Source organism: Tabrizicola sp. (assembly GCF_031377265.1).
Classification (GTDB): domain Bacteria; phylum Pseudomonadota; class Alphaproteobacteria; order Rhodobacterales; family Rhodobacteraceae; genus JAUYQR01.
The window spans coordinates 1-5715 of sequence record NZ_JANMET010000365.1 but is presented as its reverse complement, the minus strand read 5'-3'; the positions used below and the strand labels follow the sequence as shown (position 1 = coordinate 5715).

The window sequence follows — 5715 nt, the reverse complement described above, 5'->3', positions numbered from 1 at the left end:
TAGTCGACCCAGCCCTGACCACCCAAGCTGGGGTCCGCCACGATGCCAGTGCCGATGGCCCCAACGATCCCGCCGATGCAGTGCACCCCGAAGACATCGAGGCTGTCATCGTACTTGAACATCTTCTTCACCGTCGACACGAAGATATAGCAGATCGGCGAGACGATCAGGCCCAGCACCAGCGCCCCACCCGGCGAGGCAAAGCCGCACGCAGGGGTGATCGCAACCAGACCGGCAACCGCACCCGTTACCGCGCCCAGCAGCGAGGGGCGGCCGTGACGCAGCTGTTCCACGAGGCACCAGGACACCGTCGCCGCAGCCGTTGCGATAAAGGTGTTCAGGAACGCCAGCGCGGTGATCCCGTTCGATTCAAGGTTGGACCCGGCGTTGAACCCGAACCAGCCAACCCACAGCAACGAAGCCCCGATCATCGTCATCGTCAGGCTGTGCGGCGGCATCGGCTCTTTGTTGAAACCAACCCGTGGGCCGATCACAAGGCAACCCACCAGACCGGCGATCCCGGCGTTGATGTGCACGACCGTACCACCGGCAAAGTCCAGCGCGCCCATGCCCCACAGCAGGCCCATGTCGGTCGGGAAATCGACCAGGAAGTCCGGGCCAGCCCAGAACCAAACCATGTGCGCGATCGGATAGTAGGACAGCAGCGACCAGCCGATCACGAACAGCATCAGCGGCCAGAATTTGATCCGCTCGGCAAACGCGCCGATGATCAGGGCCGGGGTGATGCAGGCGAAGGTCATCTGAAAGATGACGAACGCATATTCCGGGATATAGACGTTGTTCGAGAAGGTCGCGCCATAAGTGCCAGTGCCGACCCCTGCCAGCATCGCCTTCGACAGACCGCCGATGTAGGGAGACCCCGCCGTGAAGGCCAGGCTATAGCCGACCGCCACCCACATGATGGCGCAGATCGACACGATCATGAACACCTGCATCAGCAGGCTGAGCATGTTCTTGGTGCGCACCAGACCGCCGTAAAACAGCGCCAGTGCCGGGATCGCCATCATCAGCACCAGCGCCGAGGACACCAGCATCCATGTCGTGTCGCCCTTGTCGACCATCGTCGCCATCTGTTCGACCGTCGGGTTCTGGATCGGCCCGGCGGCATCTTGCGCCCATGCGGGCAGGCCGGCCACAAGCGACGCGCCCAGCGCCGCCAATCCAGCAACTTTTACGTTCCCGGCAAATTTTGCGTTCATCGTCATGTCAGTGATTTCCCCTTGCCCCACACGCATCACAGCGCATCGTCATCGGTTTCGCCGGTGCGCACCCGCACGGCATGTTGCACGTCGAGGACGAAAATCTTTCCGTCGCCGATCTTGTCGGTCTTGGCCGTCTTCTGGATGGTTGACACCACCTGATCTGCAAGGCCGTCGCTGACCACGATCTCAAGCCGCACCTTTGGCACGAAATTCACCGCGTATTCGGCACCCCGGTAGATCTCGGTATGGCCAGACTGGCTGCCAAATCCCTTGATCTCGGTCACCATCATGCCGCGCACGCCAATGGCCGTAAGCGCTTCACGGACCTCCTCAAGCTTGAACGGCTTGATCGCTGCAATTATGAGTTTCACGTCTTTCCCCTTCTGCCGTGGCCCCCACGTCGTCGATCAGCTTGTCCGGAGGCAGGATCTTCCAAACCGATCAGGCGGCTTTTGCAGGCGCAGCACAATAAATCGGCTATGTAGAAATGACGTTTCACTCTGCAAACTGCACAGTTTTTCCACTTTCTCTCATAGATGCCGGAAATTTAATCACAAGCAGAACGCGAATCGGGCATGGCCAACCTTCGCTTTCCCACGAAAGCAGGCTATTCTGCCGGGCAATCAAATCACGCTAACAAGGCGGGCAGGCATGGCAGTTAAGGGTGGCGGGCGCAGGCCCCTGGTTGCGGACAAGCGCTATGTTGCGCCCAAGGCTTCGGCATCAGGCGGCCCCCGCAAACCAGCACCGCCAACACGCAAGGCCAGCCCCGCGCGCCGCCGCGCCCCGCGCCGTCAGCACGGGGTGATCGTTGGCGCGCTGCTTGGCCTGTGGCGGATGATCTGGGCGCTGGTCTGGCGGCTGACAGCCGTTGGCGCGCTGATCCTTGCGGGCATCGTCTTCTACTTCTACGCCCAGCTTCCCCCGGTGACCGAACTGCTGGATGCCCGGTCGCGCGGCTCCGTCACCCTGCTTGACCGCGATGGCAAGGTCTTTGCCTGGCGGGGTGAGACGTTTGGCGGCAACATCACCGCCGATACCGTCTCGAAAGACCTGCATGACGCGGTCGTTGCCACCGAGGACAAGCGCTTTTACTGGCATCTCGGGATCAGCCCGCGTGGCATCGCCTCGGCCATCCGCATCAACCTGGCCGAAGGCCGTGGCCCGCTTGAAGGCAACGGCGGGTCCACCATCACCCAGCAGGTTGCAAAACTGCTGTGCCTTGGCGTCCAGTACGATGGCACAAAGTGGAAGTCGGAATCCGACTATGAAAAAGACTGCCGGCAGGGCGGCATCTGGCGCAAGCTGAAGGAAGTGCCCTTCGCCATGGCGATGGAGGCGCGCTATACCAAAGAAGAGATCCTGACGATCTACTTCAACCGCGCCTACCTTGGCGCCGGGGCCCGTGGCTTCGAAGCCGCCGCCCAGCGCTATTTCGGCAAATCCGCCAACAAGGTCACCACCGCCGAGGCCGCAATGCTGGCCGGCCTGCTGAAGGCACCCTCCACCTATGCCCCCACCGCCAGCCTGGAACGCGCCCGCAACCGGGCCGGCGTGGTCATCGGCCTGATGCAGGCGCAGGGCTATATCACCAAGGCCGAGGCCGACGAGGCCCGCGCCAACCCCGCCACCCTGACCAAGGCTGCCGAACAGAAATCCGGCGGTTTCTTCGCCGATTGGGTGATGGACACCGCGCCGGACTTCCTTGCCGGCGACACCACCGAAGACGTGATCATCGAGACGACGCTGGATCAAGACCTGCAAAAGCGCGCCGAAGATGCGCTGGCCTACGTGTTCGAAACCAAGGTCAAGGCGGGGTCAAAGGCCCAGGCCGCCATCGTGGTGATGAGCGCGGATGGCGCGGTGCGCGCCATGGTGGGCGGGCGCAACCTGCCCAACGCGGGCGATTTCAACCGCGCCACCCAAGCCCTGCGCCAGACCGGTTCCGCCTTCAAACCCTTTGTCTATGCCGTGGCGATGGACCTGGGGTGGAGCCCGACCGACTATGTCGAAGACCTGCCGCTGACGATCAACATCCCCGGCTCAGGCCCGTGGACGCCGCAGAATTATGACAAGGAATACAAGGGCACCATCACCCTGACCCAGGCCCTTGCCGAAAGCCGCAACATCCCCGCAGTCCGCGTGTCCGAAGCGGTGGGGCGCGATCTTGTGCGCAAGGTCGCCACCGAATTCGGCATCGCATCGAACATGGCCGACGGCCCGGCACTGGCGCTTGGCGCATCGGAATCCACGCTGATCGAGATGACGGGCGCCTATGCCGGCATCCTGAACGGCGGGTCCGCCGTCACGCCCTACGGGCTGAACGAACTGCGTTTGCAGGGCGAGGAAGACCCCCTGTTCGGCGCAGGCGGCGGCATTGGTGAGCGGGTGATCTCCGAAACGGCGGCCCATGCGCTGACCTACATGATGTCCGAAGTGCTGAACTCCGGCACCGGCAAGCGCGCAAAACTGGACGGGCGCGATGCTGCGGGCAAAACCGGAACCACCCAAGGCGCGCGCGATGCCTGGTTTGTGGGTTTCACCGCCGATTACGTGGTCGGCGTCTGGATGGGCAATGATGATAACCAGCCGCTTATCGGTGTCACCGGCGGCGGGCTGCCCGCAGAAATCTGGCATGAGGTGATGGTGCGGATCAGCGAAGACCTGCCCGCCACACCCCTGGTGATGGAGATCCCGCCTTCGGCCTATGTCGCGGCCGACCCGAACTATCAGGAACCGGTCTACACCGACGCCCTGCCCGAAGCCTATGTCGACCCGGCACCAGATGTCAGCGGCGGCATGCGCGAAGAAGATCTGGTGGAACAGATCCTGCGTGAGGTGTTGGGAACCGGGGGGAACTGAGGGGGCTTTGCGGACGAAGCTGCCGTTCGGCGGCGTCGTTGCCGACTAACTCATGGATAATCAGCCAGTCATCCCGGCGGCGGCGTTCCGAGATCGGCGAAGACTGTGGTATCTCAGTGCCCGCTATTCAGGTTTGATCGTTCCCCGACCCTCGCCAGATGCTCTTGCTCTGTCGGCCTTGGGGTTTTCGCCACCGAAGATCTGGCGAACCACTTCGCGAATGAACGACGAAGTTGGGTGTCGCCCACGATCTGGAACTGATCGGACCGGAGAACCGCGTTGAGCGGGATATCACCCATCCACGCCTCGATGAGCAACTTCGAGGTGCTGGTTACATAGCAGTTCACGTCCTTGCCCGGGTCTTCGTAGCACAGGTCAATCTCTTGCCCCGAGCAGACCAGCCACCACCGGCCGAACTGATCGAGGTCGGGAAAAGTGAACTGAAGCACCGTCTCACCGTCCGGAAACGCCGATGTGTCGATCCCGCGCTGCATGTCGAACATCAGGCAGGTGATGTCGAGATCGTCCTGTTCCATCTCGTCTCGTGCCCATCGCATTCCCCAGACGGCGTAGGTCTCGATGAGGGCGGACAACTCCCGCCCCGCAGGCGTCAGCCGATATTCGTGTCCGCGCCGGCCACTGACGGGTCTTTTGGCGATCACGCCATTTGCCTCCAGCTCTTTCAGGCGCGTCGTCAGCACCGTGGGCGAAATACGCGGCAGACCGCGCTGCAGCCTGCTGAATCTGTCGCCCCCTAGAAGCATCTCCCGCACAATTAGGATCGACCACGGATCGCCGAGTATCTCGGCGGCTTTGGCAACCGGGCAGAACTGGCCATAACTCTTCATCTCTGTCGCCTCCGTCCGGGCGGCATCGTAATGCGGCCCTCGAAACTACGCAATGCGTAGCTGTTTACTGCGCTTCCCGCAGTTTTTCGAACGCCGAAGCCCGGCCATACTCCTCTTCGGAAACGGGTCCAAGGTATAGGAAAGAATTATGCTCAGGTTTTTAAGAAGTGTCCTTGAAGTGTTTGGGATTGTTTTTCTGAGGTTCAGACCGCTGCCGCGGATATGGTGCGTGTGGCTGGTCGGGGTTAATCTCGGCTGCCTTTTCTTCCTTGGGCATGTCGAGGCGCAGATGGTGCTTGGGGTGACAGCCTTGGCCGTGGTCGCACAGACTCTTATCTACATGAGGCTGGGCTTCACGCGGGTGCTGGGAACCACCCACCTTCTCTGGTTGCCGATGTTTGCCTGGATGGCCTTCAGGCTGGATACCATCGTCGTATATCCCGAGATGAGCCGCTGGCTCGCAGTGTTGTTGGCAACAAATGCAGTCTCGCTGATGGTCGATGCAACGGATGCCTTTCGCTTTGTGAAAGGTGAGAGGGACCCGCACTACGCATGGCGCTTGGCCGGATTCTAGTCAGTCTGCAGGAGCCAGAACGGGTCTGGTCACACGGCTTCCGGTATCAATTCTACTGTCGGCAATGGGCCGAGGCTGTGCGGAAACTCCCTGCCGTGGTAGACTTCTGCAGGTCAGCAGGGGTTCAGCATGGCAGGTTTCATCGAAGGTATTGAGCGTGGCCAGACCGTCCTTTTCCCGGAGCGGCTTGAGGATTGGATTGGCGAGG

The 5715-nt window shown here is 61.7% G+C and carries 6 protein-coding genes; 2 read left to right on the top strand and 4 right to left on the bottom strand.

What is annotated here, in order from left to right; all coding sequences use genetic code 11:
• Positions 1-1220 (bottom strand): ammonium transporter (locus RMO18_RS19320; RefSeq protein ID WP_309668142.1); only part of this gene is annotated, 1220 nt, incomplete at its 3' end.
• Positions 1221-1255: 35 nt separating this feature from the next.
• Positions 1256-1594 carry a P-II family nitrogen regulator gene (locus RMO18_RS19315; RefSeq protein ID WP_309668141.1) on the bottom strand — a complete coding sequence of 113 codons (339 nt, stop codon included), beginning with the start codon at positions 1592-1594 and terminating at the stop codon, positions 1256-1258.
• Between the two features lie 280 nt (positions 1595-1874).
• Here RMO18_RS19315 and RMO18_RS19310 point away from each other — a divergent pair, with 280 nt between their 5' ends.
• A complete protein-coding gene (locus RMO18_RS19310; protein ID WP_309668140.1) occupies positions 1875-4085 on the top strand; it encodes a transglycosylase domain-containing protein in 2211 nt (736 codons plus the stop codon).
• A 113-nt stretch (positions 4086-4198) separates the two neighbouring features.
• Here the strand turns inward: RMO18_RS19310 and RMO18_RS19305 are convergent, their stop codons facing one another.
• Entirely contained in the window at positions 4199-4933 is a 735-nt protein-coding gene (locus RMO18_RS19305) for a helix-turn-helix domain-containing protein (protein ID WP_309668139.1), read from the bottom strand.
• A gap of 229 nt (positions 4934-5162) precedes the next feature.
• Between RMO18_RS19305 and RMO18_RS19300 the strand changes: the two genes are divergently transcribed.
• On the top strand, positions 5163-5507 hold the full coding sequence (locus tag RMO18_RS19300; RefSeq protein WP_309668138.1) for a hypothetical protein: 345 nt from the start codon (positions 5163-5165) through the stop codon (positions 5505-5507).
• On the opposite strand, the gene RMO18_RS19295 is transcribed toward RMO18_RS19300, so the two are convergent.
• Positions 5508-5715 (bottom strand): hypothetical protein (locus RMO18_RS19295; RefSeq protein ID WP_309668137.1); only part of this gene is annotated, 208 nt, incomplete at its 5' end.